Below are 21,898 nucleotides of genomic sequence, written 5' to 3' on the forward strand. Positions count from 1 at the left end.
CGGGCGTTTCAGCGAGTGAGTCGCTGGAGGAAGAGCGCCTCGGCCAGGGCCATGTCCGCGATCTCCTGTGGGTGCACGCTCTCGTTGGGCGCGTGGATGAGGGTCAGAGGCTCCTCCACACCCATGAGGATGATCTCGGCACCCGGGTAGGTCTCGGCGAAGACGTTGCACAGCGGGATCGAGCCGCCCTGGCCGAGGCTCACCATCGGTGTACCGAAGGCCTCCTCCATCGCCGACGCGATGGCGCGGTAGGCGGGCCCGTCGGTTCGGGCCGAGAAGGGCGATCCCGTCGCCTCCGTCTCGACGGTCACGTGCACGCCCCAGGGAGCAGCAGCGACGAGGTGGTCGGTCAGCGCCCTCTCGGCAACGGCAGGGTCCGTTCCCGGAGGGATGCGCAGGTTGAGGCGAGCGCGGGCCCGGGGCACGATGGCGGCCGCGGATCCCACGACGGGAGGGCAGTCGATGCCCAGGACCGTCAGCGCCGGGCGCGCCCAGAGCATGTCGGACACGGTGCCGTCGCCCAGGAGCGACCCACCGTCGACGACGCCGGCGTCGCTGCGGAACTGGTCCTCGGTGTAGGTGGCCCCCGACCACTCCTGGCTGTTCTCGAGGCCGGCGACCGTCGTGTTGCCCTCGGCGTCACGCAGGCCGGCGAGCATGGCCACGAGCGCCGCGAGTGCATCGGGAGCGGCGCCGCCGAACATGCCCGAGTGGATCTCCGAGGCAAGGGCCTCGACGTTGACGACGACGTTGACCATGCCGCGCAGGCTCACGGTGGCAGCAGGTCGCCCGACGGCTGCGTTGCCCGTGTCACAGACCAGGACGGCGTCCGCGCGCAGCAGGTCGGCGTGCTTCGGCACGAAGTCCTCGAGGCCGCCCGTGCCCTGCTCCTCCGAGCCCTCGACGACGAGCTTGAGGTTCACCGGCACGTCATCACCCAAGGCACGGAGTGCGGTGAGGTGCATGACGATGTTGCCCTTGCAGTCGGCCGTACCGCGGCCGTACCAGCGGCCGTCGACCTCGGTCAGCTCGAACGGCGGGGTGCGCCACGCGTCGTCGTCCAGCGGTGGCTGCACGTCGTAGTGGGCGTACAACAGGACGGTGACGGCGTCGGGGTTGCCGCAGGGTCGGGACCCCACAACCGCCCGGCTCCCGTCAGCGGTCTCGGCCAGGTGTGCGTCGGCGAACCCGACCGCCGCGAAAGCATCGAGCACCCACTGGGCGGCGCGGGCGCACTCCTCCGGCGGGTACTGCCGCGGGTCGGCGACCGACGGGATCGTCACCAGCTCGGCGAGGTCGGACCGGGCCTGACCCATCAGGTCGGCAACACGTTCACGCAGCTCCACGGGTCGTCAGCCCTTCACCGTGTCGGAGAGGTCGAGGTCGTCGACGAACTCCTGGAAGGTGGGCACCTCGTCCGGGCAGTAGATCTTCAGGACGAGGAGCTGTCCCTTGACCACCCGGTTGTCTGCGATGACCGGTCGCATCCCCGGACCGGCCGCGCCGTTCATGAGCTGGCCGAGGAGGATGCCCTTGCGCAGGGACCCGTTCGGGTCGTCGCAGACCGCGCCACCGTCGTCCCCCAAGAGCTGCACGACCTGCTCCTTGCTCGGCGCGCGGGCGCCGGCGGCCGTGACGGCCGCGATGAGGGCCGTGGCCTTCTGCTCGGCTTGCTGGGACGTCTTGCCCGAGTGGAAGGTGAGCAGCGCGATGACCGTCAGGGCCACGACCGCGATGCCCGCCACGATGTACGTCGTCCGGTTCCGCTGGTACGTCTCGTTCTCCGTGATGTTCATGATGCGGGCACCTCTGACGTCTCAGGCTGCTTCCACGAGGGCTTGCGCAGCTTGTAGAAGAGGAACGGGACGAGCAGGCCGAGGCCGAGCGCGCCGGCCGCGACGACCACGAGATACGTCGCGGGACTGCCCGATCCGAACTGGGACGGCGGGACGAACCCGATGAGCAGGGCGGCGAGCGAGGCGGCGAAACCGATGCCGCAGAGCGCCCCGAGCATCGGGGCCCGGTAGCCGCGCGCGTGGTCGGGGTCGTTGCGCCTCAGGCGCACCGCGGCCACGAACATGAGCAGGTACATGATGAGGTAGACCTGCGTGGTGATGACGGAGAAGATCCAGTAGGCGCTCGACACGTTCGGGATCAGCGCGTATCCGAGCCCGATGACCGTGGTCACGATGCCCTGGGCCACCAGGATGTTCTGCTGGACGCCATTCTTGTTGAGCTTCTGCAGCACCGGTGGCAGGTAGCCCTCCTGTCGCGAGATGAGCAGCAGGCCCTTCGACGGACCGGCGAGCCAGGTGAGCATGCCTCCGAGGGACGCCGTCACCAGCATGATCCCGACGATCGGGGTCAGCCACTGCGCACCGAAGTTCGCGAAGACCGCGTCGAACGCCTGCATGACTCCCGCCGTGAGTGACAGCTCTTCTGCGGGCACGATCCAGCTGATCGCCAGGGCGGGGAGGATGAAGATCACGAGCACGAGTCCCATGGCGAGGAACATCGACTTCGGGAACTCCTTGGCCGGGTTCTTCAACGAGCCGACGTGGACCGCGTTCATCTCCATGCCGGAGTAGGACAGGAAGTTGTTGACGATGAGCACGAGGCTGGAGAGCCCCGCCCAGACGGGCAGCAGGTTGTCGGCGGTCATCGGAGCAGCCGATGGGTTGCCCTGACCGAGGAAGACGGCGCCCAACGTGACGAGGACGACCCCGGGGATCAGCGTCCCGATGATGAGTCCGGCACTAGCCAGACCGGAGACGCCCTTGGCCCCACGGGAGGAGACCCACACGCCTGACCAGTACACGACGACGATGACGAGGGCCGTCCACACGCCGTTGGACGCGAGGGCCGGGTTGATGACGTAGGCCAGGGTGCTGGCGACGAAACCGAGCAGGCTCGGGTAGTAGAAGATCGTCATGGCGAACTGGCACCACACGGCGAGGAAGCCCATCGGCTTGGAGATGCCACGGGCCACCCAGTTGTAGACGCCGCCGTCCCAGCCGGACGCGAGCTCGGCCGAGACCAGGGACGTGGGGATCAGGAAGACGATGGCTGGGACGACGTAGAGGAAGACGCAGGCCAGCCCGTACACGGCCATGGTCGGGGCCGCCCGGAGACTGGCGACCGAGCTCGTCGTCATCATGGCCAGCGCGATCCACGAGATGTAGGCCGTGGCCGGCGCTCTGGTGCGCCTTGTGGCGGCGGCGACGGGCTCGTCGGCCGCCGCGTCCATGGCGCTCACGACCGTCCTCCCGGCGTCGTCATGGTGAGCGATGCCGGGCCCGGGTCGTCCTGACTCCCCTGCGGCCGGTGCTCTCCGTATGCCCTCACGCCCACCTGCATGCCGACCACCGTCCGCTCCCTGAGACAACTGCACGTCCCCCTACGGTGGTGCGGGTGAGCGTCCACCGGCGTCACCCGTTCGGGGTGATACCGGACAGACCTCACTCGACGACGACGAGCCCGTGGTCGGTGTTGTTGAGCCGCGCGGGGCCGGTCTCGGTCACGGTGACGATGTCCTCGATGCGCACGCCGAAACGTCCGGCGAGGTAGATCCCGGGCTCCACCGAGAAGCACATCCCGGGGACGAGGGGCTGTTCCTCGCCCTCGACCATGTACGGGGGCTCGTGGGTCGTCACCCCGATGCCGTGGCCCGTCCGGTGGAGGAACTCCTCGCCGTGGCCCGCATCGGTGATGACGGCTCGCGCCGCGCGGTCGACGTCCTGGCACGTCGCACCCGTCCGGGCTGCGGCGACACCAGCCTCCTGCGCGAGCCGCACGATCTCGTGGACCTCACGGATCTGCTGGGTCGGCTCCCCGACGCTCACCGTGCGGGTGGTGTCGGACCCGTAGCCGAACATGAGGCCGCCGAAGTCCAGGACGACCGCGTCGCCCTCCTGGATCACGCGGTCACCAGCCTCGTGGTGCGGGTTGGCGCCGTTGGGGCCGGACCCGACCACCGTGAAGTCGACCTGCTCGTGCCCGAAGTGACGCAGGAGCCCGGCGAGGTTCGCGGCCACCTCCGTCTCACGGCGTCCGGCGAAGCGGACCTTGACGATCTCGCCGTAGGCCGCGTCAGCCGCAGCACCAGCGGCCGCCAGCCGCGCCAGCTCGTCCGGTCCCTTGACCGCCCGCATCATCGGTAGGCCCCCCGTGAGGGACCGGTACGCCGTGCGGGGCAGGGCTGCCTGCAGGCCGAGGAGGTGCAGGGCCCACGCCGAGTCGGAGATGCCGTACGTGCCGTCGGGTCGCAGCAGCCGAGCCGCGGCCCGGTAGGGGTCGGTGGCGTCGGCCCAGTCGAGGACCTTCATGCCGCGCACCCCCACTGCCGCCTCGGCGTCCGGCCGCTCGAGGGTGGGGACCAGCAGGGTCGGCTCCTCATCGGGCGCCAGCACGAGCACCGTCAGCCTCTCGGTGATCGCAGTGGGCTGGTAGCCGGCGAGCCAGACGAGGTCGGGCCCGGGGGTCACGAGGACGCCGGCGAGGCCGGCCTCGGAGGCGGCTGCCACGACGCGTCGTGCACGCGCGAGGTAGTCGTCCATGGTGAACGGCGATGGTGGCTGCACGTCGACGGGGCTCATGGCGGTCTCCCTTGGGTCGCGCTTCATGCTAGGTCTGCCTCTCCGTCGGGTTGCTCACACGATCGGGATGACATCCGGTCGACGCGCACGCCGCAGGACACTCACCGACGTCGCAGAACCGGCACCCGGCGTTCACCCGGCAGCGTTAGGTTCGGCATGGTGGTCGACGCGTCCGCGCCGGCCCTGACGAGGAGCGCGCATGGTGGATCCCCTGCTGGCCGGTGACCGCGCCGCCGCGCCGCGGACGCTCGTCGACGTGCTCGCCGACGTCACCTCGCGTCATCCCGACGCGCCGGCGCTGGACGACACCGTCACCGTCCTGACGTATGCCGAGCTGACCGTGCAGGCGCGACGGATGGCCGCCGAGCTCGTGGCTGCCGGCGTATGCCGTGGCGACCGGGTGGGCGTGCGCGTGCCGTCGGGGACGACCGACCTCTACGTCGCCGTGCTCGGTGTCCTCCACGCCGGGGCGGCGTACGTGCCTGTCGACGTCGACGACCCGCAGGAGCGGGCCGACCTCGTCTTCTCCGAGGCCGCCGTGAAGGCGGTCGTGGGAGCACGCCGGCAGGTCACGGTGCCGTCGCCGGGCTCGCCCGTCCCGGCGTCCGGACGGACGTCCCGACGCCCGGCACCGCGGCCGGCGCGCGCGGGCCGGGACGGTCGGGCCGACCGGACCGCCCTGCCGGAGGTCCGTACCGAGGACGACGCCTGGGTGATCTTCACCTCGGGATCGACCGGCGTGCCCAAGGGTGTGGCGGTCTCCCACCGTTCAGCGGCGGCCTTCGTCGACGCAGAGGCCCGGATGTTCTTGCAGGACAGCCCGATCGGTCCGGGTGACCGCGTGCTCGCCGGCCTGTCGGTCGCGTTCGACGCCTCGTGCGAGGAGATGTGGCTCGCCTGGGGGCACGGAGCGTGCCTCGTCCCGGCGCCACGGAGTCTCGTGCGCACCGGCATGGACCTCGGACCGTGGCTCGTGGCCCAGGACGTCACGGTCGTCTCCACGGTCCCGACGCTGGCCGCGCTCTGGCCGGCCGAGGCCCTCGAGCCGGTGCGGCTGCTCGTCTTCGGGGGTGAGGCGTGCCCGCCCGAGCTCGCCGAGCGGCTCGTCGCACCGGACCGCGAGGTGTGGAACACCTACGGCCCGACCGAGGCGACCGTCGTCGCCTGCGGGGCGCGGCTCGACGGGACCACCCCGATCCGGATCGGCCTGCCCCTCGACGGCTGGGACCTCGCCGTCGTCGGCCCGGACGACCGGCCCGTCGCCCAGGGTGAGACGGGTCAGCTCATCATCGGCGGCGTCGGGCTCGCCCGCTACCTCGACCCCGCCAAGGACGCCGAGAAGTACGCCCCCATGCCGACCCTCGGCTGGGAGCGCGCCTACCGGTCGGGCGATCTCGTCGTCAACGACCCCGAGGGCCTCGTCTTCATCGGTCGCGCCGACGAGCAGGTCAAGCTCGGTGGTCGCAGGATCGAGCTCGGGGAGGTCGACGCGGCGCTCCAGTCGCTCCCGGGTGTCTCCGGTGCGGCCGCGGCGGTCAAGGCGACGGCGGCCGGGAGCCAGGTCCTCGTCGGCTACGTCGTGCCCGAGGCTCGCGGCCACGCCGACCTGCCGCCGTCGCCCCCCGACTTCGACCGGACCGCGGCGCTCGCGCGGCTGCACGAGGAGCTGCCCGCCGCCCTCGTGCCCGTCCTCGCCGTCGTCGAGTCCCTGCCGACGCGCACGTCGGGCAAGGTCGACCGTGCGGCGCTGCCGTGGCCGCTGCCGGGCGCGGCCGACGACGGTGAGCCCAGCGACCTCTCCGGCACCGAGGCGTGGCTCGCGGGTCACTGGACCGCGGTGCTCGGCACCGAGGTCCGTTCGGCGGACGCCGACTTCTTCGACCACGGGGGCGGGAGCCTGTCGTCGGCGCGCCTCGTGTCGCTGCTTCGCGAGCGCTACCCGACGGTGACGGTGGCCGACGTCCACGCGCACCCGCGCCTCGGCGCCCAGGCGGAGCTGCTCGAGACCATGGACACGGCCGACGGGTCACGGACGCAACGCACGGTGCGTCGCATCCCGCGCGGCACGCAGCTCGTGCAGACGGTCGTGTCGCTCGTCCTGCTCACGGTCAAGGGACTGCAGTGGCTCGTGGGTCTCGCCACCCTCACCGAGCTCCTGCGCCTCGGCAACCTCGCCGTCTGGTCGCAACCGGTGTCCTGGTGGGCCATCGGCGTCGGCTGGCTCCTCTTCATCACCCCGCTCGGCCGGATGGGCCTGTCCGCGTTGGCCGCCCGAGCCCTGCTCGCCGGTGTGCGTCCGGGCAGCTACCCCCGCGGCGGGAGCGTGCAGATGCGGCTCTGGGCCGCCGAGCGCTTCGCCGACGCCATGGGTGCCATCACGATGGCGGGCGCACCGTGGATCATCTACTACGCGAGGATGCTCGGGGCCTCGGTCGGACCCGGTGTCGACCTCCACTCGGTGCCCCCGGTCACCGGCATGCTGACGATCGGGTCGGGTGCCAGCGTCGAGCCCGAGGTCGACCTCTCCGGCTACTGGATCGACGGAGACGTCGTGCACGTCGGCCTCGTCCACATCGGCCGCGATGCCGTCGTCGGCGCCCGCAGCACCATCGGTCCGGACGTGCACATCGGCCGTGGCGTCGTCGTCGAGGCCGGCTCCACCGTCCTCCGGTCCGTGCGACCCGGGCGGGTCGTCGCCGGGTCCCCGGCCCAGCGGGTCGACGACCCGAGCCACTCGAGCTGGCCCGGCGAGCGTCCACCGAACGCACCGGCGTGGCTCCTGGTCTACGGGCTGTCCGGCGTCCTGCTGTCGGTCCTTCCCTTCCTCGCCCTCCTGCCCGGCGTGCTCGTCGTGGGCGGTGCGGTCGCCCGGGCCACGGGGTCACGCGAGGCGGTCGTGACGGCATACGCGGCGGTGCCCGTCCTGACCGTGCTCGGGCTCGCCACGCTCGCGGCCGTCACCATCGGGCTGGTCCGCCTGCTGGCCATCGGGCTGCGCGAGGGCTACCACCCGGTGCGCGGCAGGGTCGGCTGGCAGGTGTGGGCGACGGAGCGCCTCCTCGACCAGGCGCGGACGCTGCTCTTCCCCGTCTACGCGAGTCTCGTCACCCCGATGTGGCTGCGGGCCCTCGGCGCCCGCGTCGGCCGGGACGTCGAGGCCTCGACGGTCCTGCTGCTGCCGTCGATGACGTCCGTAGCCGACGGCGCCTTCCTCGCCGACGACACGATGGTCGCCGGCTACGAGCTGGCCCACGGATGGGTGCACATCGCCCCGGCCAAGATCGGCAAGCGCGCCTTCCTCGGCAACAGCGGCATGACGGCGCCGGGCCGACGCGTGCCCAAGCACGGCCTCGTCGCGGTGCTGTCGGCCGCACCGCAGAAGTCCAAGGCGGGGTCGAGCTGGCTCGGCAGCCCGCCGGTGCGGCTGCGTCGCCCCCCGCAGGGGTCCGACGACGAGAGGACCTTCGCTCCCCCGCTGAGGCTCAAGGTGGTCCGTGGCCTCGTCGAGCTGTGCCGGATCGTGCCCGTCATGGTGACCGTGGCGATCGGGGTCTCCGTCCTCGTGGCGCTGCAGTGGCTCGTCGACCGCGTCGGCCTCGCCGGTGCGGCGGCTCTCGGCGGTGTCGTCCTCGCCGCCGCCGGGGCCGTCGCCGCCGGAGTGACGACCGTCGCCAAGTGGGTCGTCGTCGGCCGCATCGGCGCCGTCGAGCACCCGCTCTGGAGCTCTTTCGTCTGGCGCAACGAGGTGGTCGACACGTTCGTCGAGATGGTCGCCGGACCGTGGTTCGCGTGGACGGCGACGGGCACACCGGCCATCAACGTCTGGCTGCGCAGCCTCGGGGCCCGGATCGGGCATGGGGTGTGGTGTGAGACCTATTGGCTGCCCGAGGCGGACCTCGTGACGCTCGGTGACGGGGTGACCGTCAACCGGGGCTGCGTGCTCCAGACCCATCTCTTCCATGATCGAATCATGAGCATGGACACGGTCACGCTCGAGGACGGAGCCACGCTCGGCCCCAACGGGGTGATCCTCCCCGCGGCGAGCATCGGGGTGGCCGCGACGGTGGGTCCGGGCTCACTCGTGCTCCGGGGCGAGGCCGTGCCCCGCGGCACCCGCTGGACGGGCAACCCGATCGCACCCTGGAGCGGTGCCGACCCTGTGGCCCACGCGTCCGGACCCGCAGGCAGCACATCGGCGGGCGCATCCTCGGGGTCACCATCGGGCGACGTCGCGAGCGGCGTGCGATGACGGGCGGCCTCGTCCAGCAGGTGCCCGCCCTGACCGACACCTACACGCCAGACCGTGGCGACCCCGCCTACGAGGTCACCCACTACGACCTCGATCTCGACTACAAGGTCTCGACCAACCGCCTCGCCGGTCGCGCCGTCCTCGAGGTCACCGTGCTCGAGGACGTGCGGCGGCTCGTCGTCGATCTCGTGGGCCTGCGCGTCCTCAAGGTCTCGGTCGGGGGACGCGCCGCCAAGTGGGTGCACCGCGGCCCACGGGTCGTCGTCACGCCGTCGCTCCCCCTGTCGCGCGGCGCGCGCACCCAGGTCGCGATCACGTATGCCGGCACGCCCGGTCCCGTGGCGACGCGCTGGGGCGACGTCGGCTGGGAGGAGCTCACCGAAGGGGCGCTCGTGGCCGCGCAGCCCAACGGGGCGGCGACGTGGTTCCCGTGCAACGACCATCCCCGGACCAAGGCCACGTACCGGCTCGCGTTCGAGTGTGACTCCCCCTTTGACGTCGTCGCCACAGGGGCGCTCGTGGCGGCCCGGGCGCGCGGCAGCCGGACGCGACGGGTCTTCGAGCAGGACGTGCCCATGGCGACCTACCTCGCCACGGTCCACGTCGGCCGATACGTGCGGCGCGCCCTGACCCCTGCTGACGTGCCGATCGCCGTCGTGCTGCCGGCGACCCGCGAGCGCGACGTCATGCACGATCTCGAGCGACTGCCTGAGATGACGAGCCTCTACGAGACGCTCTTCGGGCCCTACCCGTTCGAGGACTACACCGTCGTCGTCACCGCCGACGACCTCGAGATCCCGCTCGAGGCGCACGCCATGGCGACGTTCGGGCCGAACTGGCTCGACGGGCGTCGCCGCCACGAGCGCCTCGTCGCCCACGAGCTCGCGCACCAGTGGTTCGGCAACAGCCTGACCCCGTCGACGTGGGCCGACATCTGGCTCAACGAGGGGTTCGCCTGCTACGCCGAGTGGCTCTGGGCGGAGCAGGCGGACGGCATCCCGGTGCGCGTCAACGCCGCGACCCACTGGTCCCGGCTCTCCCGCCTGGCCCAGGACGTCGTGCTCGCCGACCCCGGGCCCGACCTGATGTTCGACGACCGCGTCTACAAGCGGGGGGCGCTGACCCTGCACGCCCTGCGGGTGGAGCTCGGCGACGTCGCGTTCTTCGACCTCGTGCGCGACTGGGTCGCGGCCCACCGGCACGGGTCCGTGACCACCGACGAGTTCGTCTCCCACGTCGAGACGTTCGTGCGGGAGACGATGCCCACGGACGGCGACGGGGACGGCGACGCCGGCGCCCGGCGGGCACGCGACCTGCTCGAGCGGTGGCTCTGGGCCACTCCCCTGCCCCGGTTCGCCTAGCGGGCTCGACGCCTCAGTGGGCGCGCACCGCCAGCGCTCCCGCGGCCGACGCGAGGGCGACGGCGGCCGCATACGCTGACGGCACGTCGAGGTCGACGACCGTCACCGACGGCATACCGGGGACGATCTCGGTGGGGACGCCTGGCGCAGGAGTCGCGAAGGTCGCCGGGTCGACGCGGAGGCCCACGCCGAGGGCCTTGAGGGCGGCCTCCTTGCGCACCCACGTCGTCGCGTCCGTGAGCTCTCTAGCGCCACGGGGGCGTTCGTCCGGGTGCAACGCCACGTCGTCGTATCCAGTGAACCCCACGGCGTCGACGGCCTCGACGTCGACACCGAGCGGTCCCGCCCGGCTCAGGGCGAGCGCGACGACGGCGCGGGTGCGGCTCAGCGACAGGTACAACCCCGGGTCGTCGAGCAGGCGGGGGGCGCCGTGCTGCCGGCCGCAGTCGGGGCACGTGCGGTCGAAGCGCAGCGACGCGGGTGGTCGCCCCAGGAGCCGGCCGATCTCGTGACGGGCGAGCGCGTGGAGCACGAGGTATGCCGTGGCGTCGCGTCGGTCGACCAGACGCGACCAGCGCTCGCGCTCGAGCCCGTCGAGTCCCGCCGCGGTGGGCGCAGCAGCGCCCGGGACCCCGGCCGACGACGTCGTCGCGCGCACCCAGACCTCGACCGTCGCGTCGATGGGCCGCCGCGACCCATCGGTGCCGTCCACGCGCCAAGGATCGACGCAGAGGCACGGATGCGCAAGGTCGGGCTGCTGGGACATCGCCCTGACAAGGTGATGCGATCCCCGGCGGGTGGTGTCAGCGTCGAGGAGAGCGCACCCGGCGCTCCGTGACGACGCGTCACCCGGAGGAGAGACCGTGAGCATCGAGAGCCAGTCAGCGACGACGCCGGGACCGCTCGAGACGGGGAGCGCCGGGAAGGTGACCCACCTGAGCCCGGACGAGCGGGTGGCGAGGGGCAAGGGCGCCCGCAACGAGACGCCGAGGAGCAGCCACGCCACGTGGGAGCCGACGACGAACCGGCCGGACCCCGTCGCGCTGCTCGAGCAGCAGGCGACGAGCAGGGTCCCCGAGCTCGTCCCCCTGCGCTACGGACGCATGCTCGTCTCCCCGTTCACGTTCTACCGGGGCGCCGCCCTCATCATGGCCAGCGACCTCGCGGCGACGCCCCGATCCGGGTTCACCGCCCAGATCTGCGGCGACGCGCACCTGTCCAACTTCGGGGTCTTCGCCTCCCCGGAGCGTCGACTCGTGTTCGACATGAACGACTTCGACGAGACCCTCCCGGGTCCGTGGGAGTGGGACGTCAAGCGACTCGGCACGAGCTTCGAGATCGCCGGCCGCGACCGGGGCTTCTCGGCGGCAGACCGGCGGGCGGTGGTCAGGGCCTGCGTCGCCGAGTACCGGACCCGGATGCAGCAGCACGCCGCCGCCCGCAACCTCGAGGTCTGGTACGCCCACATCGAGGTCGAGAAGGTCTTCGAGCTCCTCAAGTCCAGCATCTCGAAGAAGCAGCAGGCCAAGGCCCAGGCCAACCTGGCCAAGGCACGCACCCGCGACAGCATGCAGGCCTTCACGAAGCTGACCCGCGAGGTCGACGGGCAGCGCCGCATCATCTCGGACCCACCCCTCATCGTGCCGATCGAGGACCTCGCGCCGGAGGGGACGAGCAGCGAGGACGTCGGGGGTGAGCTGCGCGGCCTCCTCCGCTCGTACCGACGCACCCTCGAGACGGACCGACGCACGCTCCTGGAGTCCTTCGACTACGTCCATGCCGCCCGCAAGGTCGTCGGGGTCGGCAGCGTCGGCACCCGGGCCTGGATCATCCTGATGCTCGGCAGGGACGGACAGGACCCGCTCTTCCTCCAGGCCAAGGAGGCCCAGGAGTCGGTCCTGGAGCGGTTCGTCGGCAGGAGCCGCTACGCCAACCACGGGCAGCGCGTCGTCGCGGGACAGCGGCTCATGCAGGCGACCAGCGACATCTTCCTCGGCTGGCAGCGCGTCAACGGCTTCGACGGTCAGGTCCGAGACTTCTACCTGCGTCAGCTGCGCGACTGGAAGGGCTCTGCCGAGGTCGACACCATGAGCGCCGGCGTCATGTCCACCTATGCCCGGGTCTGTGGGGCCACCCTGGCGCGCGCGCACGCCCGCTCGGGCGACCGGATCGCCCTGGCCTCCTACCTCGGCACGAGCGACACGTTCGACCGGGCGATCGCGGACTTCGCGTCGTCCTACGCCGACCAGAACGAGCGCGACTACGAGGCCCTCGTGGAGGCAGTCCGGACCGGGCGCCTCGAGGCCCAGACGGGCATGTAGAGAGCTCGGTCAGCGGTCAGGGGCGGGCCGAACTCGCTCCACCGCCGGTCACCGAGAGGATTCCGACCGGCCGGACCTCGAACACCACTCCGGGAGGCACGCCATGACCAGGCTGTCGATGCACGAGCAGCTGCCGTTCGACGAGGAAGCGGTCAGGGCGTCGATCTCCACCGGAGAGCTCCCGGAGCCGGACGAGGTCATCGTCGCCGTCACCGAGGCGTACGAGCGGTATCGGGCCAACCGGGAAGGTGCCGTCGCCGACTACATCCCGGTGCTGGCCGAGGCGTCGCCGGACTGGTTCGGCATCTCCGTGGTGGGAGTACGTGGGAGGTCGTTCGAGATCGGGGACGTCGAGAGGACGTTCTCGATCCAGAGCGTGTCGAAACCGTTCGTCTTCGCGCTGGTCTGCGAGGCGCTCGGGGACGTCGACGCGCGTCGCCTCCTCGGGGTCAACAGCACCGGCTTCCCCTTCGACTCCCTCGTGGCCGTCGAGCTCAACCTGGACAGGACGATGAACCCGTTGGTCAACGCGGGCGCGATCGCGGCGACGAGTCTGGTGCCGGGAAGCACAGCCGAGGAGAAGTGGGACCGGGTCAGGGAGGGCCTGTCACGCTTCGCCGGCCGTGAGCTGAGCCTGAACGATCGGGTCTACGCCTCGGAGTCCGCGACCAACCTGCGCAACCAGGGCATCGCCCACCTGCTGCAGAGCTACGGTCGCCTCTACTTCGACCCGGACGAGGCCACCGACGTCTACACCCGCCAGTGCTCGCTCGACGTGAGCGTCCACGACCTCGCGGTCATGGCATCCACGCTCGCGAACGGTGGCGTCAACCCGGTGACCGGAGAGGCGGTCGTCGGGCGAGGCGTGTGCCGGCGTGTCCTGGCGGTGATGGCCACCGCCGGCCTCTACGAGCTGTCGGGCGACTGGCTCTACGAGGTCGGGGTGCCCGGCAAGAGCGGGGTGAGCGGTGGCATCGTCACCGTCGCGCCCGGCAAGGGCGGCCTGGCGACGTTCTCCCCTCCGCTGGACGTGGCGGGCAACAGCGTGCGCGGTCAGCTGGTCACCAAGTACCTCGCCGAACGGCTCGGACTCAACCTCTTCGCCTCGGCGACGGTCCCTCCGGAGTGAGGACCGCTCTCTGCCCGGCTCGTCTTCGAGGCACGTGCGCCCGCATCGACGCAGGCGTGCGGGGTGGCCCCGCTCGAGGTGCACCTCAGGCAGCGCGGACCTCGGGATCGATGAGGCTGACGAGGTCCTCGGGCGGCCTGCAACCGCGGGAGCACAGGACCACTGGCACGTCCTCGAACCAGACGATCCTCCATCGGGTTCCGTCGTCGTCCAGTTCCCTTGCCGCATGGACGTCGCCCTCGCACCCCTCGGTCGGGCACGGGATCTGGATCGTCTCCACGTCCACCTTCGAAACACTCTCCTGGCATGTGACCCCGTCGAATTGCTGGCGAGGCATCGTGCGATGGCGCGCGCGTTAACCCTCGCCCCGATCCATACCCGCTTCGGCACCCGTCGTGTCACTCGACGGCGTAGACCCTCATGTCCGGGTGACGCCCTCGACGTGGGGCGTCGTCAGCCCTTCGGACCCCGGCGTCCGTCGGCACGCTGGTGACGCCGTGCGCCCCAGCGGGCCGCCTGTCGCGCGGTTGCGGCGATGGCGACGGCGAGGGCCAGAGCGGTCAGGACCAGGTCTCCCTTGTGGTGGTCTCGTAGGCGCATACCTCCTGCGTGCCCGCCTTGCCTTGCCCTCAAACGAGGTCAGGGTGGGACGAGGTTCTGGCGGGCACCGCACGTACGACTCACCTCGCTTGCCAGCCGCCGATCACGGCCCGGCCACTCACGACCCGGCGGCAGCCGGTGAGGCGTACATCCAGGGCCTCGGGGTACGGGACAGCTGTCCCCGGGCACGCCCCGACCTCCGCACACCCAGGAGCCGACATGAGTGGTCAGATTCCCCCGGTCCCGATCCAGACGGACGCCAGTGCCCCGTGCGACTGTGACAACTGTCCCGACGGCTGCACCTGCGACACGTGCCGCTGCGAGGACTGCACGTGCTCCCAGTGCGCGCACGCCGCGTGAGCAGCAGTGACGATCGCCGAGAGCCCCGAGAACCCCCGAGAAGGAACCATGACCGCAACACCGTCTTCGCAGCGACCGACCGGCCACCGTGCGGCCCCGTCGGCAGTCAAGCAGCCCTCCCACGAGCTTCGCCAGGAGATGGCTGCCATGTCCGTGCGGGAGCTCGTGGCCGAGCTCGCCCGACTGCAGGACCGAGCCAACTCCGAGCTCATCGGCCAGGGAGGCCGGGTGCTTCCGGGGCAGGTGCATCGACGGGCCGAGCTCGAGCGGCGGGAGCGGTACGTCACCGCAGAGCTCGCCCGACGTCACGCCGCAGGTGCGGAGCCCGTCGACCTGCGAGACCTCGAGGACTCCGGGCGCTGACCCCGCCGGTGGCGCACCCATCCACGGGTACGGCTACGGGACGGTGGCGTTCGTGTCCGGGTGACCTGTCGGGAACTCGTCACGACTCTGCGGCGAAGGCGTGGACGAGCGCCCGCGCCAGCGCGGCCACGCTGGTCCCCGCCTGTGCAGCCGCCCTGACCAGCCTCTCCTCGGCCGCGTCGGGGTCGAGGTCGCGGGCGCTCACGAGCAGGCCGATGGCCTCGTCGACGTAGGCCTGTCCCTTCAGCCTCGCTGGTCCCTGGACGGCCTCGAGCCGGGTCGAGAACGAGAGATCGGCGTTGGAGACCGCGTCGGGCGCCCAGGCTCCGAAGAGCCTGGCGAGCTCGGACTCGGCCCCCTGGAAGGAGGTCGACGCACCCCCGTAGAGATTGACCCCTCCGGTCACGACGCCCTTGCGTCCGAAGGGTATCGACAGCGTGCTCCGCACTCCGGCGGCAGCCGTGGTCTGCGCGAAGAGCTGCCACCGGGCCTCGTCGAGGAGCCCCTCGGCATCGGTCGCCACGGTCCGGTCCGTGTCGACCGCCTCGATGCACGGTCCGCCGTCGACGTACTGGACCGCGTCCATCACGGCGATCTCGCGACCCGTGGCGACGTACGTGAGCACCAGTTCCTCGGCCAGCAGGGTCAGGCTCACGCCGACCAGGGTCGGGACCTGTCTCTTCGCCTCGGCCGTCAGCTGTGCCAGCTCCTCGCGGAGCGCGGTGTCACCGAAGCGTTCGAGCTCCGCCAGCGCCTCATCCGTCTCAGGTATGGGTTCCATCGACGATCGTCATCTCCTCTATGTCGGTGGCCCACGCGCGCCGGCGGGTGGACCGCCCGTCATCGTTCGAACTCTCCTGACCGACACCTGCCCACCGTCCACGCGCCTCAAACGTCCGCGATGGGGTCTGGATGGCGCCCCGTCTGCCACGGGCGTCGACGGTCGCTGCGTCGAGACCGCGGCCACCACCCGCGACAGGGAGGTCACTGCCGTGACGCCTGGATCGACGGACGTCGGGGTGGGTACGGGCGGGGTGGACGTCGACGGCCTCTGTGCGTCCGCCTCCGTGCGTCTGCCGCCGAGACGGACAGCGCCGCCGTCGACGTCGTTGCCGAGAGACTGACAGGAAGTCGCCATGAACGAGACCACGACCGAACGCCGGTCCGCCCACCTCCGAGAGGTGGCCGCGGACTACCAGAGGCTGGCGGAGCAGCTGGCGCAGTCCGACGAAGCCGATGCCTTCGCCGCGGTGGCCGGCCTGGCGCTGGCACGGGTGCCACATGCCGACGCTGCCAGCATCACCACCCTGAGGCACGGTCGCTTCGTCACCGCCGCCGCGACGAACGACGTGGCACGCAGAGCCGACAGCCTCCAGTACGAGATCGGGTCCGGCCCCTGCGTCGACGCCATCGTGGACCGCACCGTCTACCAGCCCGAGGACCTTGCGGACGACCCCCGCTGGCCCGAGTACGGGGCGAGGGTGGTGGCAGAGCTCGGACTGCACAGCATGTTGTCCTTCCGGATGAACCTCGAGTCCACCGGAGTCATCGCCGGCCTGAACTTCTATGCCGTGCAGCCGGCCGCCTTCGACGACCATGACCTCGCCGAGGGTCTGCTGCTCACCACGCACGCCGCCCAGGCCGTCACCGCCGCACACTTCCGCAGTCGCGCCCTGAACCTCGAACAGGCCCTGGCGTCCAACCGCGACATCGGGACCGCGATCGGTGTCCTCGTCGCCCAGCACAAGGTCACCCGTGACCAGGCGTTCGACCTGTTGCGCATCGCGAGCCAGAACAGCAACCGCAAGCTGCACGAGATCGCCCTCGGCGTCATCGACACCGGCACCGTGGACGTGACGCCGCACAGCGGTGCCGCGGGAGGTGCGTAGCGGCTGCGCCGAGGCGCACGGTGTCCCGGCGGTCTCCGAGTCGTCGTGGTCAACCCGGCAGCTCTCCCCTGTCCTCGGACGACGGCGTCATCCACCGTCGAGCGGCTCTCGTCCGCGCTGGGCGCAGAGGCCTACACTGAGAGCGCGTCGCGCTGAGTTCCTTTGAATGGTAGGTGGATCGCCATGCGTCCCTTCCCGCGACGTTCGCCCGCGGCGTATGCCGTCGCCGCCCTGGCTCCTGTCACCGTCGTTGCGCTCGCCCTTCCGGCCGCGACGCTCGTCGGCGCCGGTCCGGCAGGCACGGCCGAGCCACTCGTCGTGCCCGCCGACACGGTCGCCGCCACCGTGAGCCCGGTCGACCAGGCCCGGGCGGCCTACAACCGGATGACGACGGCACAGAGGGTCGGGCAGCTCTTCATGGTCGGCGGTGCCGTGACCGGTCTGGGTTCGGCCACGACGACGGCGATCAGCAGGTACCACGTCGGCAACCTCATCCTCATGGGCCGCACCACCGCGGGCGCTCCGCCCGTGCGGTACCTCACGGGTCGAGCCGAGACCTTGACGTCGAGCGCGGCGACGGCCGGGGTGCCGCTGTTCATCGCCGCAGACCAGGAGGGCGGATTCGTGCAGGTCCTCCAGGGGCCGGGCTTCTCGCGCATGCCGACCGCCCTGACGCAGGGCACGTGGACGGACACGTCGCTCACGGCATCCGCCCGGACGTGGGGCACTCAGGTGATGCGCTCGGGCGTCGACGTCGACCTCGCACCGGTGATGGACACTGTCGCGAAGAGCTTCGCGAGCCTCAACAAGCCGATCGGCTTCTACCAGCGGGAGTACGGGTACACCCCGTCCGTCGTCGCCGACAAGGGCACGACCTTCCTCAAGGGGATGCGAGCATCCGGTCTCGCCATGACGGCCAAGCACTTCCCCGGACTCGGTCGGGTGACCGGAAACACCGACACGACAGCGGGGGTGACCGACACGGTGACGACCCGCACGTCCACCGACATCACGCCGTTCCGAGCCGCGATCAGCGCCGGTGCGCACCTGCTCATGGTGTCGTCGGCCTACTACTCCCGCATCGACGCGTCCCACCCGGCGGTCTTCTCCCCCACGGTGATCCGCGCCATGATCCGCGGCGACCTGGGTTTCACGGGCGTCGTCATCAGCGACGACCTGGGAAACGCCAAGCAGGTGGCCGCCTGGTCGCCCGGGGCCCGTGCCGTCGGGTTCATCAACGCCGGCGGTGACGTCGTGCTGACCGGCAACCCCTCCGTCGTCCCGGCGATGGTCGCTGCCGTGACCGCCCGAGCCGCCTCCGACAGCGTGTTCCGCGGTCGCGTCCAGACAGCGGTCATGCGCGTGCTGACGGTCAAGGCGCAGTACGGCCTGCTCGCTCCACGGCTCCCGGTCACGGGCTACTTCGGGCCTCTGACGAAGACGGCCCTGCAGCGCTGGCTCGGCATCGCCCAGACCGGAGTCTTCGACAGCGCGACGATCCGCGCCCTCCAGGCCCGGGTCGGCGCGCCTGTCGTCGGCGTCTGGGGACCGCGCTCGATGGCGGCCCTACAGGGCTATCTCGGCCTGTACCTCGACGGGGCGGCGACGTGGAACGCCCGGACCGTCGCCGGACTGCAGCGGTACCTCGACACGCAGCTCTGAGGGCCGACCGGCAGATCGCGGAACCTCGGGGTAGCCCGCGAGGCCCGGTGTCATCGCTGGGTATGTGCCCCCCGTGAGCCGACCCGCTGCCCGTGCCGCCCACCGCACTCCCCGGTACGTCCGGTGACAGGGGCGGTGCGGCTGACCGCTGACTCGACACCGTCGTCGCGGCTCGAAGCCCTCGTCGACGAGCTCCGGGTCCGGCTCCAGGACGGGAGCGACCCCGTGGCGTCGACCGACCTCGTGCGTTCGCGGCCCGACGACTTCCCGCGGCCCGGCACGGGTTCGACCCGCACCCTCTGGGAGTCGCTGGCCTCCGTCGCGGCCGTCGACCTGACGGCGGCCCGCACCCTCGAACCCCACCTCGACGCCTTGGCGATCCTCGCGGAGGCGCGCTCCGTGGGCCACCCGGTCCCATCGGGCGTGCCCGACGGTGCCTCGTGGGGAGTCTTCGCCGCGGAGGGCCCCGGTGTCCGGCTCGAGGCGCGCGACGACTCGGCCAGAGCCGCGGGCGCCGTGAGGCTGCACGGCACCAAGCCGTGGTGCTCCCTGGCCGGATCGCTGTCGCACGCCCTCGTCACCGCCTGGGACAGCGACACCACCCGGCGGTTGTATGCCGTCCGCCTGGGTTCGTCGAACGGCGTGACCGTCCAGCCCTCGGCCTGGTTCGCCCGGGGTCTGACCGCCGTGCCCAGCGGCCCGGTCGACTTCGACGGCGCCGAGGCGGTCCCCGTCGGTCCGACGGGTTGGTACCTCGAGCGGCCCGGGTTCGCCTGGGGTGGCATGGGCGTGGCGGCCGTCTGGTACGGCGGCGCGGTGGGAGTCGCCCGCCGCCTGCTGCGCCGGGGTCGCGAGCCCGACCAGATCGCGCAGATGCACGTGGGGGCCGTCGACGCCGACCTGTGGGCGGCCCGCGCGTGCCTCGACGACGCCGCGGCCCGGGTCGACGACGGACGCGCGACGGGTGAGGACGGCGGCCTGCTCGCCCTGCGGGTCCGGCACGTCGTGGCCCGAGCCGCGGAGTCCGTGGTCGAGCGCGTCGGCCACGCGACCGGACCGGCACCCCTGGCCCTCGACGACGACCACGCCGCGCGCGTCGCGGACCTGCAGCTCTACCTGCGGCAGGAGCATGCCGAGCGCGACGAGGCTGCCCTCGGTCGACAGGTCCTCGAGCGTCACGTGCTCGACGGCGGCAACGGCACGGAGCGGCCACCGTGGTGACCCGCGCGCGGGCCTTCACGCACTCCGAGCCGGGCACGGCGGAGACCCGGTGGCGCGAGCGACCCGAGTGGGCCGACCTCGGGCCCGCGGACGCACTGCTCTCCGGGTGCGGTCGTCTCGTCGTCGTCGCTGCGCACCCCGACGACGAGACGCTCGCGGCGGGAGGGCTCATCGTTCTCGCAGCACGAGCCGGACTCGAGGTGACGGTCGTGCTGCTCACCGACGGTGAGGCCTCGCATCCCGCTTCCCCCACCCTGTCCAGCCGCGACCTGGCCACGCTCCGGGTCGAGGAGTCCCGCGCGGCGCTGGCTCGGCTCGCGCCGTCCGCGACGATCGAGCGGCTCGGGCTGCCGGACGGCCGCCTGGCGGACTGCCCCGCCGAGACCGTCGCGGGCCTCGTCGACGTCGTCGGCGAGCGCGGCGGTGACACCGTCGTCGTCGCCCCATGGCGGTACGACGGCCATGCCGACCACGACGCGGCCGGGCGGGCCGCGGGCGTGGCCTGCCGGCGTACAGACGCGGTGTTGTGGGAGTACCCCCTGTGGCTGTGGCACTGGTGCGAGCCGGAACGCGCCCCGTGGTCGGACCTCCACGGCCTGGCCCTCGACGCCGACGTGCGAGCGGCGAAGCAGGAGGCTGTCGCGCTGCACCGCACCCAGGTGGCTCCGGTCTCCGGCGAGCCCGGGGACGAGGCCGTCCTCCACGAGGACATGCTCGCCCACTTCGCCCGGCCCCTCGAGGTCTTCCTCCGACTGGAGCTGCCGACCGACGACAGCCTCGACGAGCTCCACGACTCGTCCGACGACCCGTGGCAGGTGCGCACGAGCTGGTACGAGCAGCGCAAGCGCGCCATCACCCTCGCGGCCCTCCCGCGCGAACGGTACGGCCGCGCGCTCGAGGTCGGTGGGTCCGTCGGGGCGCTCGCGGAGGACCTCGCGACCCGGTGCGACCGTCTCGTCGTCGTCGACGAGAGCGAGGCTGCCGTCGAGGCCGCGCGCTCCTCGCTGCGAGGGCTCGAGCACGTCGAGGTCGTGTCCGGCAGCGTCCCGGAGGACTGGCCGGAGGGCCCGTTCGACCTCGTCGTCGTCTCGGAGGTCGGGTACTTCCTGAGCCCGGCGCGGCTGCGTCGGCTCGTGAGCCGGGTCGATGCCTCCCTCTCGGACGACGGCGCGGTCGTGCTGTGCCACTGGCGCCACCCCGTGCGGGGCTGGCCGCTCGACGGCCCGCGGGTCCACGAGCTGTGGACCGGCTCGTCCGCCCTGCCCGTGGTGGCCACGCACCTCGAGGCCGACTTCCGACTCGACGTGCTGTCGACGTCCACGGCGCACCGGGCGGGCTCGCGGTGACGGCCCCCCTCCCCCCTCCCTTGACCCACGTGCACGTGATCGTCCCGGCGAACGACGAGGAGGCCCTGCTTCCCCGCGCCCTCGCCTCCATCGAGAGCGCCGTCGCAGAGCTGCATAGGTCACGACCCGACGTCCAGGCTCGCGTCGTCCTCGTCCTCGACGCCTGCGTCGACCGTTCACGCGAGGTCGCCGCCCGGCACCGCGATGTCAGCGTCGTCGAGGTCGACCGTCGGTGCGTCGGTGCCGCACGTGCCCACGGCGTCACCGTCGCGACGGCCGACGTCGCCGAGCCGGAGACCAGTCGTCACTGGCTGGCCGGCACGGACGCGGACTGCGTGGTCCCGGCCGACTGGCTCGTCCGGCAGGTCATGCTCGCCGACGCCGGCCTCGATCTCGTGACCGGCACCGTGCAACCGGACGACGAGCTCGACCCCGACTCCCTCGCCCGGTGGCACGCCCTGCACCAGCTGCGTGACGGCCACCCGCACGTCCACGGCGCCAACCTCGGCGTCCGGCTCTCTGCCTACGTGGCGGCCGGGGGCTTCGAGCCGCTCGCGGTCCACGAGGACGTGGGCCTCGTCGAACGTGTCCGTGCGTCCGGGGCCGCCTGTCACGCCAGCTCGTCGGTGCACGTGCGCACCTCGGGCCGCACGCAGGGACGCACGCCCGGTGGCTTCGCGGACTATCTCGGGGCGCTGGCTGCGCAGGGTTCACTCACCGGTTGAGAGTCCGGCCCGACACGCGGCCGGTCGAGTCCACGCTGGGCCCGTCGGTGTCTCCTCATCGGGCCGACGCGGTGCCA

At 71.9% G+C, this 21,898-nt stretch carries 17 protein-coding genes; 10 read left to right on the forward strand and 7 right to left on the reverse strand.

From position 1 onward, the window contains the following. Nucleotides 1–8: 8 nt before the first annotated feature. From H283_RS0115030 to H283_RS0115045, 4 genes are all read right to left on the reverse strand, one after another. Nucleotides 9–1,346 carry a dipeptidase gene (locus H283_RS0115030; protein ID WP_028785619.1) on the reverse strand — a complete coding sequence of 446 codons (1,338 nt, stop codon included), beginning with the start codon at nucleotides 1,344–1,346 and terminating at the stop codon, nucleotides 9–11. A gap of 6 nt (nucleotides 1,347–1,352) precedes the next feature. Next, nucleotides 1,353–1,796: a hypothetical protein gene (locus H283_RS0115035; protein WP_020144353.1), complete on the reverse strand. Its 444-nt coding sequence runs from the start codon at nucleotides 1,794–1,796 to the stop codon at nucleotides 1,353–1,355. Continuing rightward, the gene (locus H283_RS0115040) at nucleotides 1,793–3,247 is read right to left on the reverse strand and encodes an APC family permease (protein ID WP_020144354.1); all 1,455 of its coding nucleotides are present in this window, start codon (nucleotides 3,245–3,247) and stop codon (nucleotides 1,793–1,795) included. Before H283_RS0115040 ends, H283_RS0115035 begins: the two co-directional genes overlap by 4 nt. Before the next feature lie 211 nt (nucleotides 3,248–3,458). Next, entirely contained in the window at nucleotides 3,459–4,595 is a 1,137-nt protein-coding gene (locus H283_RS0115045) for an aminopeptidase P family protein (RefSeq protein WP_020144355.1), read from the reverse strand. A 199-nt stretch (nucleotides 4,596–4,794) separates the two neighbouring features. On the opposite strand from H283_RS0115045, the gene H283_RS0115050 reads away from it, so the two are divergent. Both H283_RS0115050 and H283_RS0115055 read left to right on the forward strand, forming a co-directional pair. Continuing rightward, nucleotides 4,795–8,844 carry a Pls/PosA family non-ribosomal peptide synthetase gene (locus tag H283_RS0115050; RefSeq protein WP_020144356.1) on the forward strand — a complete coding sequence of 1,350 codons (4,050 nt, stop codon included), beginning with the start codon at nucleotides 4,795–4,797 and terminating at the stop codon, nucleotides 8,842–8,844. Next, a complete protein-coding gene (locus H283_RS0115055) occupies nucleotides 8,841–10,205 on the forward strand; it encodes a M1 family metallopeptidase (protein ID WP_020144357.1) in 1,365 nt (454 codons plus the stop codon). The genes H283_RS0115050 and H283_RS0115055 overlap by 4 nt, the downstream gene beginning before the upstream one ends. 13 nt (nucleotides 10,206–10,218) lie before the next feature. On the opposite strand, the gene H283_RS25310 is transcribed toward H283_RS0115055, so the two are convergent. Beyond that, nucleotides 10,219–10,917 (reverse strand): 4'-phosphopantetheinyl transferase superfamily protein, encoded by a 699-nt coding sequence (locus H283_RS25310; protein ID WP_020144358.1) that lies wholly within the window; start codon nucleotides 10,915–10,917, stop codon nucleotides 10,219–10,221. A gap of 151 nt (nucleotides 10,918–11,068) precedes the next feature. Between H283_RS25310 and H283_RS0115065 the strand changes: the two genes are divergently transcribed. Then, complete coding sequence (locus H283_RS0115065) at nucleotides 11,069–12,526, forward strand: DUF2252 domain-containing protein (RefSeq protein WP_020144359.1); 1,458 nt, start codon at nucleotides 11,069–11,071, stop codon at nucleotides 12,524–12,526. Nucleotides 12,527–12,629: 103 nt separating this feature from the next. Beyond that, a complete protein-coding gene (gene glsA / locus H283_RS0115070) occupies nucleotides 12,630–13,655 on the forward strand; it encodes a glutaminase A (protein WP_020144360.1) in 1,026 nt (341 codons plus the stop codon). Nucleotides 13,656–13,740: 85 nt separating this feature from the next. Here glsA and H283_RS0115075 read toward each other — a convergent pair whose 3' ends face one another. Beyond that, entirely contained in the window at nucleotides 13,741–13,941 is a 201-nt protein-coding gene (locus H283_RS0115075; protein ID WP_231372290.1) for a hypothetical protein, read from the reverse strand. Nucleotides 13,942–14,762: 821 nt separating this feature from the next. Here H283_RS0115075 and H283_RS0115080 point away from each other — a divergent pair. Next, the gene (locus H283_RS0115080) at nucleotides 14,763–14,978 is read left to right on the forward strand and encodes a hypothetical protein (protein ID WP_156023212.1); all 216 of its coding nucleotides are present in this window, start codon (nucleotides 14,763–14,765) and stop codon (nucleotides 14,976–14,978) included. Nucleotides 14,979–15,057: 79 nt separating this feature from the next. Here the strand turns inward: H283_RS0115080 and H283_RS0115085 are convergent, their stop codons facing one another. Next, nucleotides 15,058–15,759, reverse strand: coding sequence for an ANTAR domain-containing protein (locus H283_RS0115085; RefSeq protein WP_020144363.1), 702 nt, complete (start codon nucleotides 15,757–15,759; stop codon nucleotides 15,058–15,060). Between the two features lie 355 nt (nucleotides 15,760–16,114). Here H283_RS0115085 and H283_RS25315 point away from each other — a divergent pair, with 355 nt between their 5' ends. The 5 genes from H283_RS25315 (at nucleotide 16,115) to H283_RS25330 (ending at nucleotide 21,821) form a co-directional block, all read left to right on the forward strand. Further along, complete coding sequence (locus H283_RS25315) at nucleotides 16,115–16,867, forward strand: GAF and ANTAR domain-containing protein (protein ID WP_020144364.1); 753 nt, start codon at nucleotides 16,115–16,117, stop codon at nucleotides 16,865–16,867. Between the two features lie 183 nt (nucleotides 16,868–17,050). Then, nucleotides 17,051–18,529, forward strand: a complete 1,479-nt coding sequence (locus tag H283_RS25320) for a glycoside hydrolase family 3 N-terminal domain-containing protein (protein ID WP_020144365.1) — start codon at nucleotides 17,051–17,053, stop codon at nucleotides 18,527–18,529. Between the two features lie 135 nt (nucleotides 18,530–18,664). Then, nucleotides 18,665–19,750 (forward strand): acyl-CoA dehydrogenase family protein, encoded by a 1,086-nt coding sequence (locus H283_RS25325; RefSeq protein ID WP_020144366.1) that lies wholly within the window; start codon nucleotides 18,665–18,667, stop codon nucleotides 19,748–19,750. Beyond that, nucleotides 19,744–21,096, forward strand: coding sequence for a bifunctional PIG-L family deacetylase/class I SAM-dependent methyltransferase (locus tag H283_RS0115105; RefSeq protein ID WP_020144367.1), 1,353 nt, complete (start codon nucleotides 19,744–19,746; stop codon nucleotides 21,094–21,096). The genes H283_RS25325 and H283_RS0115105 overlap by 7 nt, the downstream gene beginning before the upstream one ends. A gap of 29 nt (nucleotides 21,097–21,125) precedes the next feature. Beyond that, on the forward strand, nucleotides 21,126–21,821 hold the full coding sequence (locus tag H283_RS25330; protein WP_020144368.1) for a glycosyltransferase family 2 protein: 696 nt from the start codon (nucleotides 21,126–21,128) through the stop codon (nucleotides 21,819–21,821). Nucleotides 21,822–21,898: the final 77 nt, after the last annotated feature.

Source organism: Terracoccus sp. 273MFTsu3.1 (assembly GCF_000383675.1).
Classification (GTDB): domain Bacteria; phylum Actinomycetota; class Actinomycetes; order Actinomycetales; family Dermatophilaceae; genus Terrabacter.

Excerpts from the sequence above, each read along its gene's own strand:
- H283_RS0115035 (WP_020144353.1), bottom strand. The coding sequence starts at position 1,796 with ATGAACATCACGGAGAACGAGACGTACCAGCGGAACCGGACGACGTAC.
- H283_RS0115040 (WP_020144354.1), bottom strand. The coding sequence starts at position 3,247 with ATGGACGCGGCGGCCGACGAGCCCGTCGCCGCCGCCACAAGGCGCACC.
- H283_RS0115045 (WP_020144355.1), bottom strand. The coding sequence starts at position 4,595 with ATGAGCCCCGTCGACGTGCAGCCACCATCGCCGTTCACCATGGACGAC.
- H283_RS0115050 (WP_020144356.1), top strand. The coding sequence starts at position 4,795 with ATGGTGGATCCCCTGCTGGCCGGTGACCGCGCCGCCGCGCCGCGGACG.
- H283_RS0115055 (WP_020144357.1), top strand. The coding sequence starts at position 8,841 with ATGACGGGCGGCCTCGTCCAGCAGGTGCCCGCCCTGACCGACACCTAC.
- glsA (WP_020144360.1), top strand. The coding sequence starts at position 12,630 with ATGACCAGGCTGTCGATGCACGAGCAGCTGCCGTTCGACGAGGAAGCG.
- H283_RS0115080 (WP_156023212.1), top strand. The coding sequence starts at position 14,763 with ATGTCCGTGCGGGAGCTCGTGGCCGAGCTCGCCCGACTGCAGGACCGA.
- H283_RS0115085 (WP_020144363.1), bottom strand. The coding sequence starts at position 15,759 with ATGGAACCCATACCTGAGACGGATGAGGCGCTGGCGGAGCTCGAACGC.
- H283_RS25315 (WP_020144364.1), top strand. The coding sequence starts at position 16,115 with ATGAACGAGACCACGACCGAACGCCGGTCCGCCCACCTCCGAGAGGTG.
- H283_RS25320 (WP_020144365.1), top strand. The coding sequence starts at position 17,051 with ATGCGTCCCTTCCCGCGACGTTCGCCCGCGGCGTATGCCGTCGCCGCC.